General features: G+C 73.3%; 14 protein-coding genes and 2 pseudogenes. 10 read left to right on the top strand and 6 right to left on the bottom strand.

The window, feature by feature from the left end:
• Nucleotides 1-29: 29 nt before the first annotated feature.
• The 3 genes and pseudogenes from D9753_RS21355 to D9753_RS21345 form a co-directional block, all read right to left on the bottom strand.
• On the bottom strand, nt 30-1,523 hold the full coding sequence (locus tag D9753_RS21355) for a DUF5719 family protein (RefSeq protein WP_121788447.1): 1,494 nt from the start codon (nt 1,521-1,523) through the stop codon (nt 30-32).
• Nucleotides 1,520-5,185 (bottom strand): annotated as a pseudogene (locus D9753_RS21350) (glycosyltransferase). Before D9753_RS21350 ends, D9753_RS21355 begins: the two are co-directional and overlap by 4 nt.
• Before the next feature lie 236 nt (nt 5,186-5,421).
• Complete coding sequence (locus tag D9753_RS21345; RefSeq protein WP_003975777.1) at nt 5,422-5,685, bottom strand: WhiB family transcriptional regulator; 264 nt, start codon at nt 5,683-5,685, stop codon at nt 5,422-5,424.
• A 689-nt stretch (nt 5,686-6,374) separates the two neighbouring features.
• Here D9753_RS21345 and D9753_RS21335 point away from each other — a divergent pair.
• The 4 genes from D9753_RS21335 (at nt 6,375) to D9753_RS21320 (ending at nt 10,443) form a co-directional block, all read left to right on the top strand.
• Nucleotides 6,375-6,929, top strand: coding sequence for a cysteine dioxygenase (locus D9753_RS21335; protein ID WP_121788445.1), 555 nt, complete (start codon nt 6,375-6,377; stop codon nt 6,927-6,929).
• 97 nt (nt 6,930-7,026) lie between these two features.
• Entirely contained in the window at nt 7,027-8,013 is a 987-nt protein-coding gene (gene cofD / locus D9753_RS21330) for a 2-phospho-L-lactate transferase (RefSeq protein WP_121788444.1), read from the top strand.
• A complete protein-coding gene (locus tag D9753_RS21325) occupies nt 8,010-9,362 on the top strand; it encodes a coenzyme F420-0:L-glutamate ligase (protein WP_121788443.1) in 1,353 nt (450 codons plus the stop codon). The genes cofD and D9753_RS21325 overlap by 4 nt, the downstream gene beginning before the upstream one ends.
• 58 nt (nt 9,363-9,420) lie before the next feature.
• On the top strand, nt 9,421-10,443 hold the full coding sequence (locus tag D9753_RS21320; RefSeq protein WP_205614218.1) for a DNA-3-methyladenine glycosylase family protein: 1,023 nt from the start codon (nt 9,421-9,423) through the stop codon (nt 10,441-10,443).
• Nucleotides 10,444-10,750: 307 nt separating this feature from the next.
• On the opposite strand, the gene D9753_RS21315 is transcribed toward D9753_RS21320, so the two are convergent.
• Nucleotides 10,751-11,833, bottom strand: a complete 1,083-nt coding sequence (locus D9753_RS21315; RefSeq protein WP_121788442.1) for a mannose-1-phosphate guanylyltransferase — start codon at nt 11,831-11,833, stop codon at nt 10,751-10,753.
• A gap of 398 nt (nt 11,834-12,231) precedes the next feature.
• Between D9753_RS21315 and D9753_RS21310 the strand changes: the two are divergent.
• From D9753_RS21310 to D9753_RS21290, 4 genes and pseudogenes are all read left to right on the top strand, one after another.
• A pseudogene (locus D9753_RS21310) lies at nt 12,232-12,985 on the top strand (TIGR03089 family protein).
• A gap of 468 nt (nt 12,986-13,453) precedes the next feature.
• Nucleotides 13,454-14,635 (top strand): LCP family protein, encoded by a 1,182-nt coding sequence (locus D9753_RS21300; protein ID WP_121788441.1) that lies wholly within the window; start codon nt 13,454-13,456, stop codon nt 14,633-14,635.
• Nucleotides 14,636-14,866: 231 nt separating this feature from the next.
• A complete protein-coding gene (locus tag D9753_RS21295; protein ID WP_121788440.1) occupies nt 14,867-16,630 on the top strand; it encodes an LCP family protein in 1,764 nt (587 codons plus the stop codon).
• An 81-nt stretch (nt 16,631-16,711) separates the two neighbouring features.
• Nucleotides 16,712-18,358, top strand: a complete 1,647-nt coding sequence (locus D9753_RS21290; RefSeq protein WP_121788439.1) for an LCP family protein — start codon at nt 16,712-16,714, stop codon at nt 18,356-18,358.
• Nucleotides 18,359-18,416: 58 nt separating this feature from the next.
• Here the strand turns inward: D9753_RS21290 and D9753_RS21285 are convergent, their stop codons facing one another.
• Nucleotides 18,417-19,445 (bottom strand): glycosyltransferase family 2 protein, encoded by a 1,029-nt coding sequence (locus D9753_RS21285; RefSeq protein ID WP_121788438.1) that lies wholly within the window; start codon nt 19,443-19,445, stop codon nt 18,417-18,419.
• A gap of 128 nt (nt 19,446-19,573) precedes the next feature.
• Between D9753_RS21285 and D9753_RS21280 the strand changes: the two genes are divergently transcribed.
• Nucleotides 19,574-21,079, top strand: a complete 1,506-nt coding sequence (locus D9753_RS21280; protein WP_449455328.1) for an LCP family protein — start codon at nt 19,574-19,576, stop codon at nt 21,077-21,079.
• Nucleotides 21,080-21,124: 45 nt separating this feature from the next.
• Here D9753_RS21280 and D9753_RS21275 read toward each other — a convergent pair whose 3' ends face one another.
• Nucleotides 21,125-21,673, bottom strand: coding sequence for an acyl-CoA thioesterase (locus D9753_RS21275; RefSeq protein ID WP_121788437.1), 549 nt, complete (start codon nt 21,671-21,673; stop codon nt 21,125-21,127).
• Between the two features lie 118 nt (nt 21,674-21,791).
• Here D9753_RS21275 and D9753_RS21270 point away from each other — a divergent pair, with 118 nt between their 5' ends.
• A complete protein-coding gene (locus tag D9753_RS21270; protein ID WP_121788436.1) occupies nt 21,792-23,069 on the top strand; it encodes an LCP family protein in 1,278 nt (425 codons plus the stop codon).
• Nucleotides 23,070-23,074: the final 5 nt, after the last annotated feature.

Genomic DNA, 23,074 nt, shown 5'->3' with positions numbered 1-23,074 from the left:
CCGCGCCACCGCCCGCGGCGGGCGTCCGCCTACTTCTGGAGGACCGCCAGATCCTCCTCCGCCCGGGGGACGGCCACCGTGCCGCGGTCGTTCGGCAGGGTCTGGACGGTGAAGGCGGCGACGTCCGTGCCGGTTACGGCGAGGGTGCGGGCGGCGTAGACGGGACCGCCGGACGTGGGCTCCACCGTGAGGGCGTACGCGCCCCTCAGGCCGGCCGGGACCGGGGCGGCGATGTCCTGGGTGGTGCCGGACTTCACCGTGTACGTCTTGCTGACCGGGGTTCCGCCCTCGCTGCCGGCCGACGCGGTGACCTTGACCGTGGCCGTGGCGGTGGGCGCCGTCAGGGCGAGGGTGGTGCCCTTCGCCCGGTTGTCGGCCGATGTCGCGCGCGTGCCGACGGCGGCGGTGGCCGGGATGAACGCCGTCTCCTTCTTGTCGCCCTTGCCCCGGACGACCTGGAGCGCCGCGACGACCGGGACCGGCCGGCCGGTGGGCGTCAGGACCAGGGAGCCGGCCTCGCCGCGGGTCACGTCACCGAGGTCGACCGCGCCGGTCATGCCGGACTTGACGTGCAGGGTCTCGTTCCCGGCCGGGGTGATCAGGCCGTCGGGCGAGGCCAGGCGGATCTTCAGGTCGGCGTCGTCGTCGCCGGGCGTGAAGGCGATGAGGCGGACGTCGGTGGCGTCCTTCGGGATGCCGGGCAGGACCAGGCTGCCGGCCGGGTCGGCGGCCGGGGCCAGCCAGTCGCCGCCCGCCTTGTCGTCCAGGGCCCGCACGGCCGCGCCGACCCGCCCGCTGCGGACGCCGACGTGCAGGGTCAGGTCGGTCTGCCGCTCGTCGGTGAGCGTGGAGAGCAGGAACGCCTTGCTGGTGTGCGGCTTGACGGTGAGGTTCTCGCCCAGCGGGGACTTGATCGCCCCCTCTTTGCCGAACAGCTCGATGTCGACGACGGCGGCGGAGTCGTCGGGGTTGGTCAGGTGGACGTAGTCGGTGCGGCCGGGGGCCGTGCCGGCGCCCGGGAACCAGAACTCGGTGTCCGCGCCGGTGCAGTTGACGCCCTGGAGGCCGCGGCCGGTGCCGGCGGCGATCTCGGTGGTCTCCTGGAGGGTCCAGCCGGGCGCGAACCCGCCGTCCGCCGTGCCGACCAGTGCGGGGGCGGCGCCGGAGGTGTCGCCGGTGACCGGCGTGCCCGGCGCCTTCGGGGTGAGCACCGGCCGGCCGGCCTTCTGCTTGCCGCCCTTGCCCTTCCCGCTCCCGGCCGCCTCCCCGTCGGCCGCCTGGAGCCGCGCCGTGCCGTGGTGTGCGGCGCCCTTGGTCAGCGGGGTGAACGACGTGTACGTCGTGTCGGCGATGTCCGAGTCGCTGGGTGCCGGGCACAGCAGGCTGGTGCGCTCGACGGGCAGTCGGGCGGCCGTGCGGGGTGCGGCGGCGCCGGACGCGGCCGGCGTGGCGACCGCGGCGAACGCGGTGACGGCGGCCAGCGCGGCCGTGCCGGCGAACAGGGACAGGGTGGTGCGCTTCACTGCTGGCTCCCGTCGGGGCGCTCGCTGCCGGTGCCGTGGGGGTGGGCCGGGTCGTAGCCCTGCCGGGCGGGGTCGTGGGCGGGGTCGTAGGCCTGCTCGTAACCCTGGCCGTAGTGCTGCTGCTGGTAGGCCGCCGGGTCGTACGGCGGCTGCTCGGCGCCGCCGGTGTAGGCGTACGGGTCGTAGGGGGCCGTCGTCTGGTAGGGGTCGGGCTGCTGGTACGTCTGCTGGTCGTAGCCCGTCGCGGTGCGGTACGGGTCCGCGCCGTGGCCGGTGTCGCCGTACGTGCCCGGGTCCCACTCGTCGTAGGACTGCTGGTGGGGCACGGCCGCCGGGGGCTGCTCGGGCGGTGCGGGCGCGGCGGGCGGGTTCCCGGCGGGCGGCTCCTCGGCCTGGGCGCGCAGGCGGCGGGCGCGGCGGCCCTCGCCGGCGGTGGCCTGGGCGGGCAGTGGCTGCTCCTCGGGCAGGTCGTCGTCGACGTCGCGTCGGCGGCCGGGGAGGGCGAGGACGACCAGGACGACGGCGAGCGCGCCCTGGGCCCACAGCCAGGCGGTGTGGGCGAACGGTACGTCGTAGGTGACGTCGAGCCTGCCGCCGGTGGACGGCAGCCGGAAGCCCTGGGCCCAGCCGTCGACCGTGGTGGGGGTGAGCGGTCTGCCGTCGAGGGTGGCCGTCCAGCCGGCGGCGGCGCTGTCGGCCAGGCGCAGGACGCGGCTGCCCGAGCCGGCGGGGATCGTGGTGTGGATCTCCACCGGGCCCCGCGGTGACCGGCTGGGCCACGCTCTGCCCGGCGGCGGGCACGATGGCCGCGCGGGAGACCTCCTGGTCGACGCGCCACAGGGCGTTGCCGCTCTGCCGGCTGAGCCGGGACAGGCCGGGGGTGGCGTCGAGGACGCGGGTGGTGTCGCGGGGGGCGCCCTGGTGCACGAGGACATAGCGCACGGCGAAGCCGCCGAGTTCGTCGGCCTGGTCGGCGCCGGAGAGCCGGCGACCAGGTTGGCGACCACCTTGTCCAGGCGGGCGTTCCCCCCGTCGGCGGCGGCGATTTCGGCATCCCCCATGCGGGCGCCCGAGCCGCGGACCAGGCTGTAGCGGACACGCGCGGCGGAGTCGCTGTCCAGGACCAGGGTGCGGGCCTGGTCGCCGGTGGCGGAGTCCTCGGCGACGAACGCGGGCACCTGCGAGGGGTCGCGGCGCTCCAGGGGGCCGTCGGCGCCGCCGATCATCCAGCCGGCGGCGACCAGCAGGGGGCCGGCGGCCGAGGCGAAGGCGATCAGGGCGGCGACGGGCTGGCGCCAGCCGAAGCTCTGCTCGGCCACGCGTGCGCGTGCGCCGTCGGCGCCGAGCGCGGCGGCGGCCAGCAGGGCGATGCCGTAGACGAGGGTGGCCGGTCCCGCCCAGGCGGAGCGGTTGGACAGGACGGCGAACCCGAGGCCGACGAGGGCGACGGCCCAGGCGGTACGGATGCCGAGCTGCCGTTCGGAGCGCAGGAGGGCGGCGAGGGCGGCGAGCACGATGCCGATGAGCATCAGGCCGTGCACGGTGCCGGGGCCGCCGGGGCTGGAGCCGAGCAGGTCCGTCGCGGAGGCCGCCGAGGGGCCGTACTCCAGGCCGGCCTCCTGGAAGAAGCCGGTCGGCAGGAGGGTCAGCGACCAGGGCGCGAGGGCCAGCAGGGGGGTGCCGAGCTGGACGAGGAAGCGCAGCCCGTGGGCGACGAAGTCGCGGCGGCGCAGGAGGAGCACACCGAGGCCGAGGAGCAGCGCGACGGGCCAGACGATCGGCGTGAAGGCGGTGGCGATGCTCAGCAGCAGCGCGTACGCCCATGTGGCTCGCCAGCTACCGGGTGCGCCGGTGCGGTGCGCGAGGCCGCTCGCGGCGACGCCCGCGCGCGCGATGAGCGGGAGCAGGACGGCGAGGACGGCGGTGCCGATGCGCCCGCCGGCCAGGGCGCCGGTGGTGGCGGGCAGGAAGGCGTAGCCGATGGCCGCCCACGCGCGCAGCAGCCGGGAGGTGACCAGGGGGCGGGACGCGAAGTAGGCGGTGCATCCGGCGAGCGGCACCGAGCAGACCAGCAGGACGGTGACGGCGAGTCCGGTGGAGCCGAACAGGAGGGAACCGAGGGCCGCGACGAACGCCAGGTAGGGCGGTGCGGACGTGGTGCCGCCGGAGCCGACCGGGTGCCAGGCGTCCAGGTAGCGGGACCACAGGTCGCCGGCGTCGGCCGGGGCGGGCAGCAGGGCGCCGCCGCCGAGCGCGTCGCCGCCGATCAGGGCGCGGCAGGCGGCGAGGGAGACGAGCAGCAGGACGAGGAAGAGCACCGGGCCGGGTCTGCGGGCGATCCGCCGGAGCCGGGCGAAGTGCTCGACCTCCAGGAAGTCGGCGTCGTCGCCGCCGGGCCCGGACTCCACGGCGCCGCCGTGCCGGCCGGCCGAGGTGGTGTCGATGTCGGAGTCGCTGGCGAAGTGGCCGGCGAGCTGTTCCATGGTGGCCCGGACGGTGGCGCCGGGCGGCGGGAACAGGCCGCGCAGTTCGCCCTTGCCGGTCTGTGCGGCTCCGCGGCGGCGCCGGGCGGCGATGATCCGCTCGGGGCGCAGCAGGGTGCTCAGCAGGCCGCGGATCTCGTCGAGGGCCTGCCCGGGGACCTTGCCGACGAGATAGGCGAGGGTCCGCAGGACGGTGCCGAGGACGATCCGCGTGAACACCCAGGGCAGCGCGGCCGTACGGGTGTTGACGAGCAGGGTGTAGACGGCGCCGGCCTTGTCGACCTTGTGCGGGGAGGCGGTGGTGCGGCCCGCGCAGTCGACGGTGCGGCGCTCCCGGGAGGCGGCCTCGGCGTGCCGGACGACCGCGTCGGGGGCGACCAGGACCCGGTGGCCGGCGGTGTGGGCGCGCCAGCACAGGTCGACGTCGTCGCGCATCAGGGGCAGCCGGCGGTCGAAGCCGCCGAGCTGTTCGTAGACGTCGCGGCGGATGAGCATGCCGGCGGTGGAGACGGACAGCACGGTGCGGACGTGGTCGTGCTGGCCCTGGTCCTGTTCGCGGCGGTCCAGGCCGGTCCAGCGGCGGCCGGAGTCGGCGAGGGTGACGCCGACCTCCAGCAACTGCCGGCGGTCGTACCAGCCGCGCAGCTTGGGGCCGACGACCGCGACGTCGTCGCGGCCGAGTTCGAGTTCGGTGTCGACGACCCGGAGCAGCTCGGCGAGGGCGTCGCGTTCGGGGGCGCAGTCGTCGTGCAGCAGCCACAGCCACTGGACGGGTTCGCCGTGCGGCAGTGCGGGCAGGTCGTAGGCGTCGTCGCGCCAGCTACGCGTGACCGGGTCCCAGCCGCTGGGGCGCTTGAGGTAGGGCAGGTCCTCCGGGGTGAGGACGGGCGCGGTACGGCTCGCCTCCTCGACGGCCTGGCCGAAGCCGGTACGGCGGGCGAGGTGCAGCACGTTGGCGTCGCCTAGGGCGTCGGTGAGCAGCTCGGCGGAGCCGTCCGCGCTGCCGGTGTCGGCGGCGACCGCGTACTGGACGGGGCGCTCCTGGCCTAGCAGCCCGGCGAGCGCGTCGGGCAGCCAGCGGGCGCCGTCGTGGGAGACGAGGACCGCGGTCACCACATGACGCGGGAACTCAGGGGTGGCGGTGCCGTCTTGGGCCGCCGAATGGCTGTGCACGGACATCGAGGTACGGGCCCCGGTTCGATGGACTGCGGTGGACGCCCGCGCCTCCTCGTGCGTCGAGGGGACGGCGGGGCGTCTCGGACGAGCGACCACACTATCGGCTGGGCATGACGACGGCCCGGCGCCTGTGGACAACCCACCGGCGCCGGGCCGTTCGTGACGTTCCCGTGTGTACGCGTGCGTGCGTGCTGTGCGCGTACGGCTGTGCGCGTGCGGCCGTACGCGTGCTGCTGCGCTCAGACGGCGGCCTTCTTCAGCCGGCGGCGTTCCCGCTCGGAGAGCCCGCCCCAGATGCCGAACCGCTCGTCGTTGGCGAGGGCGTACTCGAGGCACTCGGAGCGGACCTCGCAGGCGAGACAGACCTTTTTGGCCTCTCTGGTGGAGCCGCCCTTCTCGGGGAAGAAGGACTCGGGGTCGGTCTGGGCGCACAGCGCGCGCTCCTGCCAGCCGAGTTCCTCGTCCGCGTCGTCGACCAGCAGTTGCTGCACCAGCTCGGTCATGTGCGCCCCTCGTCCGTCTTTCACGTCCCCGTGCGTGGCCGTTACCGATTCCGGCTGAACGACACGAGTGAAATTACAAGTGTGCTGCTCCGGGCGAGTCAAGCTGAGATCTGCTATTGGGCCCGTTATTCACTCTGCGGAACCAAGGCCGTGCAGAAAGTGTTCAAATCGGCATAAACCTTGACACGCAGACAGGACCCATGGGGCGGCCGACACCCCGCACACATCCCTGTACGGAGAAGGACGTCCCCGTGTTCGATCGCGTTCCGCGGGGCTCGAGCGCTCGGATGTGCCCCATGTGTCCCCACATCCCGGTGAACAAACCTTTCACCTGCCAGAAGAACCGGATGAGGTGAAACATGTCCCACATACCGGGCGGCGAGTTGACAGTGCGGGTGTGAACCGGTGTCCTAGTGGGCATGCTCGCGAACTTGGCGCCCGCCTCGACCCGCTCCGCCGGGTCCCTCGGTGCCGCCCGCGCGCGCTGTAGCTGTTGTTGCTGTCCCAGCCGTTGAGCCGAGTCCGCTCCGGCTGTCCCCGAGTCCATCCCGACTCGGCCGCGTTCCACGCTCCGTGATCCCGCACCGGGGCACCCGCCCGCCCGTGACCCGGGCGGACCGCACGCGTCACCCGGCTCCACACCCCAGCTCCAGCCCCCCCACTCTTCCGCCGAGGACCACCGCACCCCGATGAACAGCGACAACGACCTCCAGATCGCCGGCGACATCCTCGAAGTCCCGCACCTGCTCCAGCCGCCGCGCGAGCACCCGGCCACCATCGCCGAGTTCGTGGGACTCGCGCGCTCGATCGCCGCCGACCGCGCCCAGTGGGCGCACCTCGTCCGCTACGACGCCACCAGCCGCTGGTACCACCGGCTGCGCACCGGCCCCGGCTACGAGGTGTGGCTGCTGTCCTGGGTGCCCGGACAGGGCAGCGGGCCGCACGACCACGGCCGCTCCTCCGGAGTGCTGACCGTCCTGGAGGGCACGCTCACCGAGCGCACCGCGCACGGCACGCGCGCGCTGACGGCCGGCGCGGCGGGCAGGCCGCCGCACGGGGCCGGCGGGGAGTCCGGCGGGGGGTGGGGTCGGGTCTTCGCACCGGGGTACGTCCACGAGGTCGTCAACGACACGCTGGAGCCGGCGGTCAGCCTGCACGTGTACTTCCCGGGACTGACCGAGATGCCGATGCACGGCTCCCCGCACTGCGAGGCGCGCACCGGGCCGCGTCCGGTGACTGCCTGAGCCCCGGCCGGACGGAACCCGGCTGCCTCGAATCAGTCGGTGCCGCGTCCGGTGACTGCCTGACGCGTTGTCGTACCCGCCTGCGAGACTTGGCCTCATGCGCATTGTGGTTCTGGCAGGCGGCATCGGCGGTGCCCGTTTCCTGCGTGGTCTGAAGCGGGCCGTGCCGGACGCGGACATCACGGTCATCGGCAACACCGGCGACGACATCCATCTCTTCGGGCTGAAGGTCTGCCCGGACCTCGACACGGTGATGTACACACTGGGCGGCGGCATCAACGAGGAGCAGGGGTGGGGGCGGACCGACGAGACCTTCCACCTGAAGGAGGAACTGGCGGCCTACGGCGTCGGCCCGGAGTGGTTCGGGCTGGGCGACCGGGACTTCGCCACACACATCGTGCGGACACAGATGCTCGGCGCCGGGTATCCGCTGAGCGCGGTCACCGAGGCGCTGTGCGACCGCTGGCAGCCGGGCGTGAAGCTGATCCCGATGACCGACGACCGCGTCGAGACACACGTGGCCGTCACCCTGCCCGGCAGCGGTTCCGCCGCGGGCGAGGGTGAACGCAAGGTGATCCACTTCCAGGAGTACTGGGTGCGGCTGCGCGCCTCCGTCCCGGCCGAGGCGGTCGTCCCGGTCGGCGCGGAGCAGGCCAAGCCGGCCCCGGGTGTCCTGGAGGCCATCGCCGCCGCGGACGTCATCCTGTTCCCGCCGTCCAACCCGGTCGTGTCCATCGGCACGATCCTGGCCGTGCCCGGCATCCGCGAGGCCATCGCCGACGCGGGCGTGCCCGTGGTCGGCCTGTCCCCCATCGTCGGCGACGCGCCCGTGCGCGGGATGGCCGACAAGGTGCTCGCCGCGGTCGGCGTGGAGTCCACGGCCGCCGCGGTCGCCGAGCACTACGGCTCCGGGCTGCTGGACGGCTGGCTGGTCGACACCGTGGACGCCGGCGTGGTGGAGCGGGTCGAGGCCGACGGACGCATCCGCTGCCGGGCCGTGCCGCTGATGATGACCGGACCGGACGCCACCGCCCAGATGGCACGTGAGGCGCTGGCGCTGGCCGAGGAGGTGCGGGGAGCGTGAGCGAGGAGCGCCCGGGGCACGAGCGCCCGGAGTACTCGGTCCGGGCCCTGTCGGGCATCCCCGAGGTGCAGCCGGGCGACGACCTGGCCAAGCTGATCGCCGCGGCCGAGCCGCGCCTGGCCGACGGTGACGTGCTGCTCGTCACCTCCAAGATCGTCTCCAAGGCCGAGGGCCGGATCGTCCGGGCGGACGACCGGGAGGCCGCGATCGACGCCGAAACGGTCCGGGTCGTGGCCCGGCGCGGCACTCTGCGCATCGTGGAGAACCGACAGGGCCTGGTCATGGCCGCCGCCGGGGTCGACGCCTCCAACACGCCCGCCGGGACGGTGCTGTTGCTGCCCGAGGACCCGGACGCGTCCGCGCGCGCGATCCGGGCCGGCCTGCGCGACGCCCTCGGCGTCGACGTCGGTGTCGTCGTCACCGACACCTTCGGGCGACCCTGGCGCGCGGGGCTGACCGACGTGGCCATCGGCGCCGCCGGGGTGCGCGTGCTGGACGATCTGCGCGGCGGCACGGACGGGCACGGCAACCCGCTCAACGCGACCGTCGTCGCCACGGCGGACGAGCTGGCCGCCGCCGGTGACCTGGTCAAGGGCAAGACGGCGGGCCGGCCCGTGGCCGTGGTGCGCGGCCTGCCGCACCTGGTGACCAAGGCCCAGGACGGCACGGACGGTGACGGGAACGGGAACGGGGAGGGCGCACGGGCGCTGGTGCGCACCGCGCGGGACGACATGTTCCGGCTCGGCACCTCGGAGGCGGTCCGCGAGGCGGTGACCCAGCGGCGCACGGTCCGGGCGTTCACCGACGAGCCCGTCGACCCCGGCGCGGTACGCCGCGCGGTGGCCGCGGCGGTCACCGCGCCCGCCCCGCACCACACCACGCCGTGGCGGTTCGTGCTGCTGGAGTCGGCGGAGTCCCGCACGCGGCTGCTGGACGCGATGCGGGACGCCTGGGTGGCCGACCTGCGCCGGGACGGCAAGAGCGAGGAGTCCGTCGCCCGGCGGATCCGCCGCGGGGACGTGCTCCGCAGCGCGCCCTGTCTGGTCGTGCCGTGCCTCGTCATGGACGGCTCGCACACCTACGGGGACGCGCGGCGGGACGGCGCCGAGCGGGAGATGTTCGTCGTCGCGATGGGCGCGGGCGTGCAGAACCTGCTGGTCGCGCTCGCCGGGGAACGGCTGGGCTCGGCGTGGGTGTCGTCCACGATGTTCTGCCGGGACGTGGTGCGCGACGTGCTGGAGCTGCCGGCCGGCTGGGACCCCATGGGCGCGGTGGCGGTCGGCCATCCGGCCGGGGAGCCGGGACCGCGTCCGCAGCGGGACGCGGGGGCGTTCCTAGAGGTGCGGTGAGACACCTCGGACACCACCTACTCTCGTAGGACAGCCCCGGCAGCTCTAGGACCCTTCAGTGGCAGGACGTTTTCCCCAGCGCCCCACGCGTACGACCGTACGCGGCGGGCATGCCGCCGTACCCGCGGGCGCCGCGGCCGGGGTGGCGCGGCAGGCGAGCGCGCCGGTGCGGGTACGGCGGTGGGTGCCGGACGGGCCCGTCGAGCTCGGGCTGGTCCTCGGACCGCTCCGGCGCGGGCCCGCCGACCCGACGTTCCGGGCCACGGCGGACGGGTCCGTGTGGCGGGCCACCCGTACGCCCGCCGGGCCGGGCACGCTGCGGGTGCGCGCGTACCGGGGTGAGGTGCTCGGCGAGGCGTGGGGGCCCGGCGCCGAGTGGCTGCTGGAGCGGCTGCCGGAGCTGCTCGGTGCCGCCGACGATCCCGGCGCGTTCGTACCGCGGCACCGGGTGGTGGCCCTGGCGCGGCACCGGCGACCGGGGCTGCGGCTGACCCGGACCGGGCTGGTGCTGGAGTCGCTGATCCCGTCCGTGCTGGAACAGAAGGTCACCACTGACGAGGCGTACCGGGCGTGGCGACTGCTCGTACGGCGGTTCGGGGAGCCGGCGCCGGGGCCCGCGGGGGTGGGGGAACGGCCGATGTCCGTGATGCCCGCGCCGCGGACGTGGGCGCTGATTCCCTCCTGGGAGTGGCACCGGGCCGGGGTCGACGACAAGCGGGCGTCCACGATCCTGCGGGCCGTACGCGTCGCCGCGCGGCTGGAGCAGGCGGTCGGGATGCCGGCGGAGGCCGCTCGGGCGCGGTTGGAGGTCGTGCCGGGGGTGGGGCCGTGGACGTCGTCCGAGGTCGTGCAGCGCAGCCACGGGGCGGCGGACGCGGTGACGGTGGGGGATCTGCATCTGCCGGGGATCGTGGGGTGGGCCCTGGCCGGTGACCGGGACGCGGACGACTCCGTGATGCTGCGGCTGCTGGAGCCGTATGCCGGGCAGCGGCATCGGGCGGCCCGGCTGATTCTGCTGAGCGGGTGCGTGCCGGGGCGGCGGGTGCCGAAGATGCCTCGGGTGGATATCGGGCTGCTGTGAGGGGGGCTGTGCTGTCCCTCCGGGTGGGTGGCGCCGAACGCGGGTGACTGTCGCCGGTCGCCGGGTAGGGACACTTGCCTGTGCCGGCTGGGTGCCGCCGGACGCGGGGCCTGTGCCGGCCGGGCGCCGCCGGACACCGGTGGGGACGCTCGCCGGTGACGGCCGGGCGCCGCCGGACACCGGGTAGGGACGCTCGCCGGCGCCGGCCGGTGCCGCTGCGCCCACCCGGGCCGCCCCAGCGCCACGACTGCCCGCAGCGGGGCGGGGGTGCGGCTGGCCGCTGTCGGGGTGGGGCTCTCGGGGGTGGTTACTGATCGGAGGAGAAGCGGAGGGCTGCCGGGGGGATGTGGGCGTCGCACCAGACGCGTGCTCCCTCGCGCAGTTCGTTGTCGGCGCCCACGATCGCGCCGTCGCCGACGACCGTGCCGGTGAGGACGGAGCGTTCGCCGACGCGGGCCCGGGTGCCGACCAGGGAGTCGGTGATGACGGCGTCGGGTTCGATGACGGCGCCGGGGAGGATGGCCGAGCCGGAGACCCGCGCGCCCGGTGCCACGTACGCGCCCTCGCCGACCACCGTGCCACCGGTCAGTTTCGCGTCCGGCGCGACCGTGGCCGTGGGGAGGACCAGGCGGTCGCCGCGTCGGCCGGGGACGGCCGGGGACGGCGCGCGGCCGAGGACCAGGTCGGCCGAGCCGCGGACGAACGCGGCGGGGGTGCCGAGGTCCAGCCAGTAGGTGGAGTCGACCATGCCCTGGAGGTGCGCGCCGGCCGCCAGCAGGCCGGGGAAGGTCTCGCGTTCGACGGAGACGGGGCGGCCCGCCGGGATCGCGTCGATGACCGAGCGGCGGAAGACGTACGCCCCCGCGTTGATCTGGTCGGTGACGATCTCCTCCGCGGTCTGCGGCTTCTCCAGGAAGGCCTGGACGCGCCCGGTCGCGTCCGTGGGGACGAGCCCGTAGGCCCGCGGGTCCGGCACCTTCGTCAGGTGCAGGGAGACGTCCGCGCCCGTCGACTCGTGCGTGCCGATGAGGGCCCTGATGTCGAGGCCGGTCAGGATGTCGCCGTTGAAGACCAGGACCGGGTCGTCGGGGCCGGAGTGGAGGCGGGAGGCGACGTTGCGGAGGGCGCCGCCCGTGCCCAGGGGCTCCTCCTCGGTGACGTACTCCAGGTGCAGGCCCAGCGCGGAGCCGTCGCCGAAACAGGGTTCGAAGACCTCGGCGAGATAGCTGGTGGCGAGGACGATGTGCTCGACGCCCGCCGCCCTGGCCCGCGCCAACTGGTGGGTGAGGAACGGCACCCCGGCGGCGGGGACCATCGGCTTGGGCGTGTGCACCGTGAGCGGTCGCAGCCGCGTGCCCTTGCCACCGACCAGGAGGATCGCTTCTGTCACCTGTCGTCTCTGCTTCCTGCCGGGTCCGGCCGCACCACTCGTCGACCGTCGTTTCGGCCGGTCAGTGTATGCAGACCAGGCGACGACACCCTCGATGGCCGCGCGGAGTCCCGTCGGATCGGTGCGCGGTTTCCCCCGGCCGCCCCCCCTGGCAGCGCGCCGCGCTGGAGCGGGCCGTGCCGAGCTTGCCGTAGAGACGCTTGCCGGGGCACTCGCTGGCGAACCCGTCCCGGGCCCGGAAATCACGTGGAACCGTACGGTCCTCCGCCGCGGCCCGAGACCGCGGCGCAGGTGACGCCGATCCAGCGGGCGGCGAGCGGGGAGGCACCGGAGACGAAGGCCGAACCGGTGGCCTCACCACGCGGTGCGCGCGCCGGCCCGCGCGTACCCTGTGCCGGGTGAACGCCACCGATCGCACCCCTGCCGACCTGCTGACTTCCGCGCTCGCCGCGGACCCCGGCCGCCCGCTGGTGACCTTCTACGACGACGCCACGGGTGAACGCGTCGAACTGTCCGTGGCCACCTTCGCCAACTGGGTGGCCAAGACCGCCAACCTCCTCCAGGGCGACCTCTCCGCCGGGCCCGGCGACCGGGTCGCGCTGCTGCTGCCCGCGCACTGGCAGACGGCGGTGTGGCTGCTGGCGTGTTCCTCGGTGGGCGCGGTCGCGGACGTCGCGGGGGATCCGGCGGCGGCCGACGTCGTCGTCAGCGGACCGGACACCCTGGATGCGGCGCGGGCCTGCCGGGGCGAGCGGGTGGCGCTGGCGCTGCGGCCCCTGGGGCGGACGGTTCCCGCGCACGCCGGACGGTTTCGCCGACTATGCAGTGGAGGTGCCGGGTCAGGGAGACCGGTTCGCTCCGTTCGCGCCGGTGGATCCGGAGGAGCCGGCGCTCATCGTCGCCGGCCGGGAGTTCAGCGCGGCGGAGGTGGTCGAGCGGGCCTCGGCGCAGGCGCCGGCGCTGGAGCTGACGGGGCCGGGGGCGCGACTGTCGGGGCTGCCGTACGACACCTGGGAGGGGCTCAGCGCCGGGCTGTACGCGCCGCTGGCCGTCGGCGGGTCCGTGGTGCTGTGCCGGCACCTGGAACAACTGGACGAGGACCGCCTCGCGAAGCGGGTGGAGAGCGAGCGGGTGACGGCGGTCAGGCGGTAGGGCGGCCCGGGGCTCGCTGGGCTCGCTGCCGCGAGGACGGCGATCGTCGGGGGACGGCCCCGACGTCCGCGGACTTGGGCGACCCGAAGACCGCGACCCCGGGCAGCCCGAAGACCGCGGACCCCGGGCGACCGAGGGCCGCGGCCGCCGGGGCCGCCGCGGCCGTCCTGACGATCGCGGACTGTGGGCGACCCGAAGACCGTGGGCCATGGGCGACCGCGGGCCGCGCCCCCCGGGCGACCGCGGGCCGCGGCCCCAGGTGCCTCCGGAGGCAGCAGCGTCCCCCAGGTGTCCCGGCGGGGCCGCGGAGCCCAGGTGCCCCAAGGGCCGCGTCCCCCAGGCGGTCCAGCAGCCGTGGCCGTGTCGTTCACCCGGTCGGAGTAGTACAGGGCGCCTCCCGCCCCGGCCGCCGCCATGGTCGTAGGAGCAGGACGTGACGCTCGTACGCCATGAGGGGGTGGCCCCACCGTGACCGACACCGCAGGCAACTCCCTCGGTCCCGGTCCGGGAGCCTCCGCCACCGGTGACGGGCTGTCCCGGCGCCGGCGGCGGCGCTGGCTGCGGTACTCGGCGCTGGGGGCCGCCGTGCTCGCCGTCCTGGCCGGCGGGGCCGGGTGGGCCGTCTACGCCAAGCTCAGCGCCAACATCACCGCCGACGACGCGGCAGCCGCCGAGCTGGCGCGCTACGAGCGGGAACGGCCCACCGCGCTGGTGCGCGACGCGCAGAACATCCTGTTGATCGGGTCGGACACGCGGGCCGGGGAGGACAACGGCCGGTACGGGCGCGACCTGGGCAGTGAGCGGTCGGATACGACGATCCTGCTGCACCTTGCCGCCGACCGGCGCAGCGCCACCGCGGTCTCGCTGCCCCGGGACCTGATGGTGGACGTCCCGGGCTGCCGGCAGTCGGACGGCACCCGCAGCGACCCGGTGTTCGCGATGCTCAACCACGCCTTCCAGGTGGGCGGTACGGCCTGCACGATCCGTACCGTCGAGAAGCTGACGGACATCCGCGTGGACCACCACATGGTCGTGGACTTCAGCGGGTTCAAGGACATGGTGGACGCCGTCGACGGCGTCGAGGTGTGCCTGCGGGAACCCGTCGACGACGAGGCGGCGAAGCTGAAGCTGCCCGCCGGGAAGGTCCTGCTCGACGGGGAGCAGGCACTCGGCTATGTGCGCGCCCGCAAGACGCTCGGCGACGGCAGCGACACCGAGCGGATGGAGCGGCAGCAGCGGTTCCTCGGGGCGCTCGTCAGCAAGGTGCGCGGCAACGACGTCCTGCTGAACCCGGTGAAGCTGTATCCGGTGCTGGACGCGGCGACGTCGTCGCTGACCACCGACCCGGAACTGGCGAGTCTGCGCGGTTTGTACCAACTGGTGCGCGGACTGCGCGACATCCCCACCGAACAGGTGCAGTTCCTGACCGTACCGAGGGAGTCGTACGTCTACGACTCCAACCGTGACCAGCTCGTGGAGCCCGCGGCCGAGAGGCTGTTCGCGCGGCTGCGGGCGGACCGGCCGGTCGCGGTGACCCGGGACGGGCACAGCGAGGACACAGGGAAGAACCCGGGACGGGACGGCGGGAGCGACCCCTCGCCGGTGCCGACCTTCCGCGGGAACACCGCCGCCGAACACACCTGTGAGTAAGGCGCTTACCAAGACAACGGACTTCCGTTCGGAAAATGAGGGGGATTGCCCAGTTGTAGGGAGGTGGAATTTGTCACCGGCGTCGCCCGACGCTGAACTGGGCGGATAGTGTGAGCGATCCGGTGCACCTGGCCGCGAGGTCCGACCTGGGGTCGTGCACTGTTTCACCGAGACCCGAGCGCCTTGCAGGGGGAAGGCGCCGCGTGGCCCCGACGGAGGATTCGGACAACCGTGGACGCGCAAGGCCGTGGGCGGGCGGACAACATCGACCCCGCAGACCAGTGGGTACTCAATCCGAACACCGGCGAATACGAACTGCGACTGACTCCTTCCGCAGCGCAGTCGCCGGTCCCCGGGCCGCGCAGGCCCTCCCCTCGCGACGGCGGTCGCGCGGCGGGCGGCCGTACCCGGCAGCCGGCCGGCGAGAGCCGGCCGGAGCCCCGCACGCGCGGTACCGACGTGCCGGCGCCGCGCTCGGCCCGGCGCCGCGGCGGTGAGCCGGAGCCCGAGCCGCCCCAGGGGCGGCGCGCGGCCCGGCGGCCGGTGAAGAAGAAGTCGAGGACGAAGAAGGTCCTGCTGTGGACCGGCGGGAGCATGGCCTTCGTGCTGGTCGCCGTGACGGCCGCCGGCTACCTGTACATAAGGCACCTCAACGGCAACATCACGTCGCTGTCGGACGACGGGGCCAGCACCGGCGGCTTCAGCAAGGATCGGGCGATCAACATCCTGGTGATCGGCACCGACAAGCGCACCGGCAAGGGCAACGAGGGCTACGGCGACTCGGGCAGCGTCGGGCACGCCGACACCACGATCCTGCTGCACCTGTCCAAGGACCGGTCGAACGCCACCGCGCTGAGCATCCCGCGGGACCTGATCACCGATATCCCGGACTGCCCGACGCAGCAGGAGGACGGCACCCGGAAGGTCATCCCCGGTACGGACGGCGCCCGTTTCAACCAGAGCCTCGGGCAGGACGACCGCACGCCGAGCTGCACCATGCGCACGGTGACCGAGCTGACCGGGATAACGCCGGACGACTTCATGGTCGCCGACTTCAACGCGGTCAAGACGCTGACCGAGGCGGTCGAGGGCGTCGACGTCTGCCTGGCCCATGACATCGACGACGCCGACTCGCACCTGAAGCTGTCCAAGGGCACGCACACGATCTCCGGTGAGCAGGCGCTGGCGTTCGTCCGCACCCGGCACTCCGTGGGCTTCGGCGGCGACCTGAGCCGGATCGGGCTCCAGCAGCAGTTCCTGGGCGCGCTGATGCGCAAGCTGAAGGGGAACTCCACGCTCACCAGCCCGACGAAGATGCTGAAGCTGGCGGAGGCGGGCACCAAGGCGCTGACCGTGGACGACAAGCTGGACAGCATCGTCAAGCTGAAGGACCTGGGCCTGGAGATGGGCAAGCTCAACCCGAAGAACCTGACCTTCACCACGGTGCCGGTCAAGGACAACCCGGCGGAGAAGGTCCATGCCACCGTGGTGCTGGACGACGCGAAGGCGCCCGCGGTCTTCGACGCCGTCAGGAACGACGTCTCCTTCTCCGAGGTGAAGAAGAAGGAGAAGGCCGCGAAGGACGCCCAGGCCGCCCGCCTCAAGGGCAGCAAGGCGCCCGCCTCCGAGGTGCGGGTGCGCATCCTCAACGGCGGTGCCGTCACCGGCAGCGCCCAGGCGGTGCTCAGCTGGCTCCAGAACGACGAGGGTGTGACCAGGTCGGAGAACGCGGGCAACGCCCCGGCGGCGCTCGGCAGGACGACGCTGGAGTACGCCCCCGGCCAGGCCGCCCAGGCGCGCCGGCTGGCCGCCCTCATGGGGATGTCCGGGTCGGCGATGAAGCCGGGCAAGAGCGTGACCAACTCCCAGGGGCTGCCGGCGATGACGCTGACCCTGGGCAAGGATTTCAAGGGTGCGGGGGTCTCGCTCACGGTGCCGTCGAAGGCGCCTGAGGTGGACAAGTCCACCGCGGACAAGGTCAAGTGCGCCTCGTAGGTAACCCGACGGGCCCGTCGTGCGTCTAACCGGGCGCGGGGCGGGCCCGTTGTCCGGCGCAAGGGGTGGGAGGGCAGGGAGTTGGCGCAGAGCGAGGTGCGCGGACGGGCTGCGGCGGTCGAGGACGCGAAGTCGCTCACGCCGCGGACCGCGGACGCGTCGGCGGGGCGGGGCCGGCGCGGCGGCAGGCGTCGGGCCGGTGGCCCGAAGAGCGAGCCGAGACGGCGCAGACGGCGAGTCATACGCTGGTCGGCGACCGTGCTGGCGGTGGTGATACTCGGCACGGCAGGCGCCGGCTATCTGTACTACCAGCATCTCAACGGCAATATCAAAAAGGGTGCCCGTGCCAACGGGGACGACTCCAAGGCGCACCGGACCGAGCCGAACGCGGCCGGTCAGACCCCGCTGAACATCCTGCTGATCGGCTCCGACAGCCGCAACAGCGCGGAGAATGTGAAGCTCGGCGGCAGCAGGGACCACGCCGGTGACCCGCCGCTCGCGGATGTGCAGATGCTCATCCACCTCTCGGCGGACCGCAGAAGCGCCGCCATGGTCAGCATCCCACGGGACACCCGGGTGGACATCCCTGAGTGCAAGGACCCCGCGACCGGCAAGCGGTATCCGCCGACGAACGACATCATCAACGTCACCCTGGCCCGCGGCGGCGCCGGCTGCACCCTGCTCACCTGGGAGAACCTCACCGGGGTCTACATCGACCACTGGATGACGATCGACTTCGCCGGTGTGGTGCGGATGGCCGACGCCATCGGCGGTGTCGAGGTCTGCGTGCAGCAGAACGTGTGGGACCACCCGACGCGGGACGTGTCCGGCGGCTCGGGGCTGAAGCTGAGGGCCGGAACGCACAAGATCTACCACGAGCAGGCACTCCAGTGGCTGCGCACGCGGCACGCCTGGGGCGACGACCTGATGCGGGCCCGAGCCCAGCACATGTACCTGAACTCGATGATGCGCACGCTGAAGAAGCAGAACGTGTTCACCGACACCGGCCGGCTCACGGACCTGGCCGAAGCGGCCACCAAGTCGCTGAAGGTGTCCGAGGAGATCGGTACCGTCAAGAAGCTCTACGACCTCGGCATGCAGATGAAGTCGGTGCCGGCCGACCGCATCACCTCGGTGACCATGCCCAACAGGCAGGACCCGCGAAACCGCGACCACGTCGTGCCGGACAAGCCCAACGCCGACAAGATGTGGCAGATGCTCCAGGACGACGTGGCGTTCGACAAGAACGGTGGGAAGTCCGGGTCGAAGAAGGACGCCAAGGACGACAAGCCGACCAGGAAGCCGTCGGTCGACCCGGGCCGGCTCGGGGTGCTGGTGAGCAACGCCACCCGGACCGCCACGCAGGCCGCGGTGCGGCAGCGGGCCTCGGCGATCACCCGGACACTCGTGGGCAAGGGCTACGCCCGGGCCCAGGCCGACACCTCGGGCAGCCTGGCCGAGGACAGGACGGCCGTACGGTATCCGAGCGCGGACCTGGAGGGTGACGCGCAGGCCCTGGCCGCGTCGCTGGGCATCCCGATGAGCGCGGTGCGGAAGTCGACCGACGTCTCGGGGGTCACGCTCGTCGTCGGCGCGGACTGGCGCACCGGCACCTCCTACCCCGGGAAGTCCGAGCCGAAGGCGGGCGACCTGCCCGGTAACACCGACACGGTCAACGGCTCGGACACGAAGTCGTGCATGCCGGTGTACAGCGTCTACCGGTGGTAGCCGGTCGAACGGCGACGGGGCCCCACCCGGCTGGTGGGGCCCCGTCGCGCAGGGCCGGTCAGGCGGCGTCCAGGACCGCCGGGCGCCGGGAGGCGATGACCTTCCTGGCCAGGGACCGGGGGCTGGTGAGGAAGCCCCAGCCCCAGGACATGTGCATGGTGGCGAGGGCCACCGGGATCTGCAGCCGGGCCTTCAGGGGCAGCCCCCGGCCGGCCGGGACGGAGCCCGCGGCGATCGCGGCCAGATAGCCGCCGGGGACCAGCAGGCCCCACGGCGTCAGGGCCGCGCCCACCACGATCCCCGCCGCGATCGCGCACACCGCCGTCGGCGGGGCGAGGTAGCGCAGGTTGATGGAGCCCGGGTGGTAGCGGGCGACGACGTGCCGCCAGCGGCCGTAGTCCTTGTACTGCTTCGCCAGCGCCCGCACGGACGGCCTTGGCCGGTACGACACCCTCAGCTCGGGCGAGAACCAGATCAGCCCGCCCGCCTCACGGATGCGGAAGTTCAGCTCCCAGTCCTGGGCCCGGATGAACTCCTCGTTGTAGCCGCCCTGCCGCTCCAGGGCCTCGCGGCGGAAGACGCCGAGGTAGACCGTCTCGGCGGGACCGGCCTGGCCACCGGTGTGGAAGGCGGCGTTGCCCACGCCGATCTTCGAGGTCATGGCGGCGGCGACCGCGTGCTCCCAGTCGTTCTCGCCCTCGGCGTGCATGATGCCGCCGACGTTCTGCGCGCCGGTCTCCGCCAGGAGGCGGACGGCGGTGGCGATGTAGTCCGGCGAGAGCATGCCGTGGCCGTCGACGCGGACCACGACCGGGTGCCGCGAGGCCTTGATCGCCGCGTTCAGCGCCGCGGGCGTGCGGCCGGTCGGATTGGGGACGGTGTGCACGCGCGGGTCTTCGTGCACCAGCTCGGCGGCGATCTCGTCCGTGCGGTCCGTGGACGGACCGAGGGCGATCACGACCTCCATCTCGCCGGCGTACTCCTGCGCGAGGATCGCTTGGACGGCCCCGCGCAGATGCCGCTCCTCGTTGAGGACGGGCATGATCACGGACACAGCGGGGAGCCGCACGTCGGGCTTGGCGTTCATAGGAGAGTCACGTTACCGCGAACGGGGGACACCGGTGCGCGCCGCCGGGACGGTACAGCGGGCCGGAGATCATATCGGCCTACTGTGCTCACGGATCCCACGCACGGCCTCGTCCGGAGGTGTCCCCCTTGCCCAGCCCGCCTCGGTCGCCCGCGCGTCCGCAGCCTCGTCCGCAACCGCCCCGCCGTGTGCCGCGCCCGCCCGAGCGGCCGGTGCGTTCCGTCCGGCCCCCCCGGCGGCCACGCTGGGCCATGCGGGCGGTGACCACCCTCTCGGTCGTGGTGCTCGCCTCGGCCGGCATCGGACACGCGGTCGTCAGCAGCCTGGACGCCGGCATCGCCCGGGTCGACGCCTTCAAGGACATGAAGAACCGGCCCCGGGCCGGCCACGGCATGAACGTCCTGCTCGTCGGCACCGACGGCCGCGACAAGATCGGCGAGCGGGAGCGGCGCGCGTTCCGGCTGGGCGGCGAGCCCTGCCACTGCACCGACACGATGATGATCGTGCACCTCGCGGAGGGCCGGGAGCGGGCCACCGTGGTGAGCCTGCCGCGCGACTCCTACGCCGAGATGCCCGCGCACGTCGACCAGAACTCCGGGCAGCGCCACGGCCCGCACCCGGTCAAGCTCAACGCGGCCTACGCCGAGGGCGGCCCCCAGCTCACCATCCGCACCGTCGAGAACATGACCCACGTGAAGATCGACCACTACCTGGAGGTCGACTTCACCAGCTTCATGCGGACCGTGGACGTGCTCGGCGGGGTGAAGGTCTGTACGCCGACACCGCTGAAGGACACGTACACCGGCCTGGACCTCCCGCCCGGCACGCACACCCTCATGGGCGGGCAGGCCCTCCAGTACGTGCGGGCCCGGCATGTCGACGGAGCCAGTGACCTGGGCCGGATGAAGCGGCAGCAGCGGTTCCTGGCCGCGCTGATCGAGAAAGCGACCTCCTCCGGGGTGCTGCTGAACCCGATGCGGTTCCGGGACGTGACCCGGGCGGTGCTCGGCTCGGTCCGCGCCGACGAGGGGTTCGGCACCGACGAACTGCTCGACCTCGGCCGCGCGATGCGCACCTTCTCCCCGTCGTCCTCCGAGTTCACCACCGTTCCCCTCGCGCAGATGGACTACCAGGTCAAGGGCATCGGCTCGACCCTGAAGTGGGACCAGGCGAAGGCGGCCGAGCTGTTCCAGTCGCTGCGCGACGACAAACCGCTCACCGTGGACCGCCCGCACCGCGGCCCGGCACCGGTGCCGGTGGAGGTGGCCCCGGACCGGGTCCGGGTGCAGGTGGAGAACGGCTCCGGCACGGCCGGGCTCGCCAAGCGGGTCGACGCCGCGCTCCTGGCGAACGGTTTCGCCACCACCCGGCAGCCGGTGACAGCCACCGTCCGCGTCCGGCACACGGTGATCTCCTACGACCCCCGCTGGGACCGCTCCGCCCGCTCGCTCGCCGCGGCCCTGCCCGGCAGCGAGCTGCGCGCGGCCCCGGGTTCGGGCCCCCTGCTGAAGGTGACCGCCGGGCCCGACCTCGGCGATGTCCGCAAGGTGCGCAAGGTGCGCTTCGAGGACCCGGGACAGCCGGAGCAGAACGTGGTGCGGGGCAACGAGGTGATCTGCTCCGGGAACGCGTAGGACGCCGGAGCGGGACGCGCAGGACGCCGGGGACCAGCGGCGGGCCTAGTCCTCGAAGCCCTCCGCGGCGCGCCTCTCGCGCAGCTCGCGGATCGCCCGGCGGCGGGCCAGGCGGTGGGTGCGGCGGATCTGGGCCTCCTGGTAGCGGCGGCGGTCGCGGTCGGTCTCCGGGACCACCGGCGGCACCCGGCGCGGCTTGCCGTCGGCGTCCACGGCCGCGAAGACCAGGTAGGCCGAACCGACCTGGGTGGCGGGGTCGGACTCGTTCCAGCGTTCGGCCAGGACCCGGACGCCGATTTCCATCGAGGTGCGGCCGGTCCAGTTGACCTGGGCCTTGACATGGACCAGGTCGCCGACGCGGACCGGCTCCAGGAACACCATCTCGTCCATCGACGCGGTGACGGCGGGACCGCCGGAGTGCCGGCCGGCCACCGCGCCCGCCGCGTCGTCGACCAGCTTCATGATCACCCCGCCGTGCACCGTACCCAGCAGGTTGGTGTCGTTGTTCGTCATGATGTGGCTGAGGGTGGTGCGTGAGGCGGACGTGGGCTTGCCCGGGATGTCCGTTTCCCTGTCCGTGGCCTGATCTGTCATGCCCTCCACCTTATGCCGAGCCCCCTTCGCGGAATTTGTGTCGGGTTCGCAACAGCGGCGCCCTGATTTTCCGACAGGCCTTGTGGAGCACATGGCGTCGCCCTGCACACTGGGGCCCATGAATGACTGGCCCGAGGGATGGTCCGACGACAACCGCGGCACGCGCCACGGACGCGGCAGTGCCGGCGCGCAGCCTGAGGGCGCGCGCGTGATGCGCCAGGTGCGGCGGGGCCCGTCGGCACCGCCGTACGGGGCCGGCGTGCCGCAGCAGCCCTCGTACGTCGACGGCCGGGGGCACGACGACGGCGGCCAGGACGCGTACGACAGCGGTTACAACACCGGCCAGGTCTACGGCGCCCCCGGCGGCCGTGGTCCGGACGGCCCCGGCACAGCGGCCGGCCGCGCGCCGCGCCCCGCGCCGAACTGGCGGCGCCGGATCAAGTGGACGGCGATCACGGTGGCGACCGTGGTGGTCGTCACATCGGTCGCGACCTACTTCTGGGCCGACTCCAAGCTGCGCCGCGAGGTGGACCTCTCCACGGTCATCGACCGGCCGGAAGGGGGCGACGGCACGAACTACCTGATCGTCGGCTCCGACAGCCGGGAGGGCATGTCCAAGCAGGACGAGAAGAACCTGCACACCGGTGGCGCCGAGGGCAAGCGCACCGACTCGATGATGATCCTGCACGTCGGCGGCAACGGCGACACGCTCATCTCGCTGCCGCGCGACTCCGACGTGGAGATCCCGTCGTACCGGGGCTCGACGTCCGGGAAGACCTACCCCGCCAGAGGCCGGCACGAGAAGCTGAACGCGGCCTACGCCGAGGACGGGCCGACCCTGCTGGTCCGCGCCGTCGAGTACAACACCGGACTGCACATCGACCACTACGTGGAGATCGGCTTCCAGGGCTTCGCCGACATCGTGGACGCGGTCGGCGGGGTCGACATCACCATCGACAAGGGCTTCAAGGACAAGTGGTCGGGCGCCGACTTCAAGGCCGGCAAGCAGACCCTGGACGGCCGGCAGGCCCTCGCCTTCGTCCGCACCCGGCACGCGTTCGCCGCCTCCGACCTCCAGCGCACCAAGAACCAGCAGAAGTTCCTGGCCGCCCTGGCCCACCAGGTGGCCACCCCGTCGACGGTCCTCAACCCCTTCAAGCTCTACCCGACCATGGGCGCGGGCCTGGACTCCCTCATCGTCGACAAGGACATGTCGCTGTGGGACCTGGCCTCCATGTTCTGGGCGATGAAGGGCGTCAACGGCGGTGACGGCACCTCGATGAACATGCCGGTCTCCGGCTCCGCCGGCGGCAACCTGCTGTGGGACAAGGCGAAGGTGAAGACCCTCGTCAAGGAACTGAACAGCGACGAGAAGGTCACCGTCACCGGCAACTGACGGGG

This window comes from Streptomyces dangxiongensis (genome assembly GCF_003675325.1).
Classification (GTDB): domain Bacteria; phylum Actinomycetota; class Actinomycetes; order Streptomycetales; family Streptomycetaceae; genus Streptomyces; species Streptomyces dangxiongensis.
Note: the sequence above shows the minus strand (reverse complement) of the source record. Positions and strands in the feature narration are given on the sequence as shown.